This window comes from Rhodospirillales bacterium (assembly GCA_016872535.1).
In the GTDB taxonomy this organism is placed as follows: domain Bacteria; phylum Pseudomonadota; class Alphaproteobacteria; order Rhodospirillales; family 2-12-FULL-67-15; genus 2-12-FULL-67-15.
The window spans coordinates 1-2,001 of sequence record VGZQ01000152.1 but is presented as its reverse complement, the minus strand read 5'-3'; the positions used below and the strand labels follow the sequence as shown (position 1 = coordinate 2,001).

2 protein-coding genes are annotated in these 2,001 nt (G+C 66.3%); one reads left to right on the top strand and one right to left on the bottom strand.

The features are described from left to right. Nucleotides 1-10 precede the first annotated feature (10 nt). Entirely contained in the window at nucleotides 11-976 is a 966-nt protein-coding gene (gene msrP / locus FJ311_16255; protein MBM3952987.1) for a protein-methionine-sulfoxide reductase catalytic subunit MsrP, read from the bottom strand. A 152-nt stretch (nucleotides 977-1,128) separates the two neighbouring features. Here msrP and FJ311_16250 point away from each other — a divergent pair, with 152 nt between their 5' ends. Further along, complete coding sequence (locus FJ311_16250) at nucleotides 1,129-1,797, top strand: glutathione S-transferase family protein (protein ID MBM3952986.1); 669 nt, start codon at nucleotides 1,129-1,131, stop codon at nucleotides 1,795-1,797. Nucleotides 1,798-2,001 lie beyond the last annotated feature (204 nt).

Sequence of the window (2,001 nt, the reverse complement as noted above, 5' to 3'; positions counted from 1 at the left end):
TGACGGAAGCCTAATAGAGCTTGGCGAGGTCCATGCCCTTGTAGAGGTGCGCCACGTCCTCCTCGTAGCCGTTGAACATCAAGGTCGGCTTGCGCGGCGAGAAGAACGGATCGCCGATGACGCGTTCCTTGGCCTGGCTCCAGCGCGGGTGATCGACCTTGGGATTGACGTTGGAATAGAAGCCGTACTCGCGCGGGGTGGCGATGTTCCAGGTCGTCGGCGGCTCCTTCTCGGTGAAGGCGATGCGGACGATGGACTTGATGCTCTTGAAGCCGTACTTCCACGGTAGGATCACCCTGAGCGGCGCGCCGTTCTGATTGGGCAGCCATTCGCCGTACATGCCGACGGTGAGCAGCGCCAAGGGGTGCATCGCCTCGTCCATGCGCAGGCCCTCGATATAGGGCCATTTCAGCAGGGGCAGGCGCTGCCCGGGCATCTCCTCCGGGCGCAGCACGGTCTGGAACGCGACGTATTTCGCCTTCGCCGTCGGCTCGAACCGCTTGAGCACGTCGCCGAGCGGCACGCCGACCCACGGCACCACCATCGACCACGCCTCGACGCAACGAAAGCGATAGACCCGCTCCTCCAACGTGTGCGGCTTGATCAGGTCCTCGAAATCGTAGGTCCCGGTCTTGGCGGCGTGGCCTTCGACCGCGACCGTCCACGGGCGCGCCTTGAAGTCCTTGGAATTGCGGACCGGGTCTTCCTTGTCGAAGCCGAATTCGTAGAAGTTGTTGTAGGTGGTGGCGAGCTCGTAGGCGGTCGGCGTTTCGGTCGCCGACTTCGGCCATTTCACCACGTTGGGAATCGGCTCGCCGCGCGCCACGGTCTTGGCGGCGGAAGCCGACTTGGGGGCGACCGCCCAGGCGGCGGCGAGGCCCGCGGCCTTGAGGAGCGTCCGGCGGCCTTCGAACACGGCGCGGGGGGTGATGTCGGAACCCTTCGGGTCGGCGGCGCGGAGGCGCTTGATCAACATGGGCGTGTCCTTCGGTCGGCTGTCGTTCGGCCCATTATTCCACGGCCGCCCGCGCGCGCGAATCACTTGGCCGTGAGAACAAGACGCGAATCCGAAATTTTTCGGCGTTGTTTCCTCCCCGGGCAAAGAGGTGTAAAAGGCGGCAAACGACGATGCGCACCCTCTATCATCTCTCCTTGTGCCCGTTTTCGCGCCGGGTGCGGATCGCGTTGCGGGAAAAGAAAGCGGAATTCCGGCTGGTGGAGGAAAACCCGCGCGAACGCCGGGTCGAATTCCTCGCCCTCAACCCGGCATGCGAGGTGCCGGTGCTGGTCGAGCCCGACGGCATCGCGCTCTCGGGCGCCGACCCGATTTGCGAATACCTGGACGAGATGTTTCCCGATCCGCCCTTGATCGGCGATTCGCCGATCGAGCGCGCCGAAACCCGCCGCCTGATCGCCTGGTTCGAGCGCAAGTTCCACGGCGAGGCGACCCGGCCGCTGCTCGACGAAAAACTCCACAAGCGCCTGCTCCGCGAGGGCGAGCCCAATTCGGCCGCGATCCGCGCCGGGCACGCCAACCTGCGCCAGCACCTCGATTACGTCGACTATTTGGTCGAGCGCCGCCGTTGGCTCGCGGGCGAACGCATTTCCTACGCCGATCTCGCCGCCGCCGCGCAGCTTTCCTGCGTCGATTATCTCGGCGACGTGCCGTGGGAGGCGCACGAACCGGCGCGCGACTGGTACGCGCGGATCAAGTCCAGGCCCTCGTTCCGCGCCCTGCTTGCGGACGCGATCGCCGGCGCGCCGCCGCCCAAGCACTACGCCGATCTCGATTTTTAGCGCTCCTTCACGTCCATCAGTTCGAGGTTCTTGCGCGCGGCTTCGGCCGCCGCGCCGGCGGGCGTGGTCGCGAGGATCGCGCGCCAATCGGCGCGCGCGCCCTTGTCGTCGCCCTTGATGCGCTTGAGGATGCCGCGTTCCAGCAGCGCCTCGGGCAACGACGGATCGATGGCGAGCGCGGCTTCGGCGTCGGCGAGCGCGCCT

Coding starts and splice junctions, on each gene's coding strand:
- msrP (MBM3952987.1), bottom strand. CDS start 976: ATGTTGATCAAGCGCCTCCGCGCCGCCGACCCGAAGGGTTCCGACATC.
- FJ311_16250 (MBM3952986.1), top strand. CDS start 1,129: ATGCGCACCCTCTATCATCTCTCCTTGTGCCCGTTTTCGCGCCGGGTG.